This is a genomic window from Bacillus sp. 0102A (genome assembly GCF_036765155.1).
Classification (GTDB): Bacteria; Bacillota; Bacilli; order Bacillales; family Bacillaceae; genus Bacillus; species Bacillus subtilis_G.
Genome location: NZ_JBAIZW010000024.1, coordinates 1 through 610 on the forward strand (window position 1 = coordinate 1; position 610 = coordinate 610).

Below are 610 nucleotides of genomic sequence, written 5' to 3' on the forward strand. Positions count from 1 at the left end.
CGGAGGACATTCCTTAAAAGCAACGGCGCTTGTGTCCCGGATCGCCAAAGAATTCGATGTGCAGGTGCCGCTGAAAGATGTGTTTGCCCACCCGACGGTGGAAGGGCTCGCTTCCGTTATCCGTGAAGGAACGGACAGTCCCTATGAAGCGATGAAGCCGGCGGAACAGCGGGAGACCTATCCGGTTTCCTCCGCCCAAAAGCGGATTTATGTCCTTCAGCAGCTGGAGGACGGAGGCACAGGCTACAATATGCCGGCTGTGTTAGAGCTGGAAGGGAAGCTGGACCCCGAAAGGCTGGACAGGGCTTTCCAAGAGCTGATCAAGCGCCACGAGTCGCTTCGGACATCCTTCGAACAGGACGAAGGCGGCGAGCCGGTGCAGCGCATCCATGACGAGGTGCCGTTTACATTACAGACCGCAGTCCTCGGCGAACAAACCGAACAGGAAGCCGCAGCCGCGTTTATCCAGCCGTTTGACCTCACCCAAGCGCTGCTGTTCCGTGCCCAAATCGTACAGGTATCAGATGAGCGGCACCTGTTGCTGGTTGATATGCATCACATGATTTCAGACGGTGTTTCCGTCAACATTCTGATTCGGGAATTCGGAGAT

General features: G+C 56.4%; 1 protein-coding gene. It reads left to right on the forward strand.

What is annotated here, in order from left to right:
* A partial coding sequence (locus V6D41_RS21385; protein WP_333519569.1) for a condensation domain-containing protein occupies positions 1 to 610 on the forward strand: 610 nt, incomplete at both ends.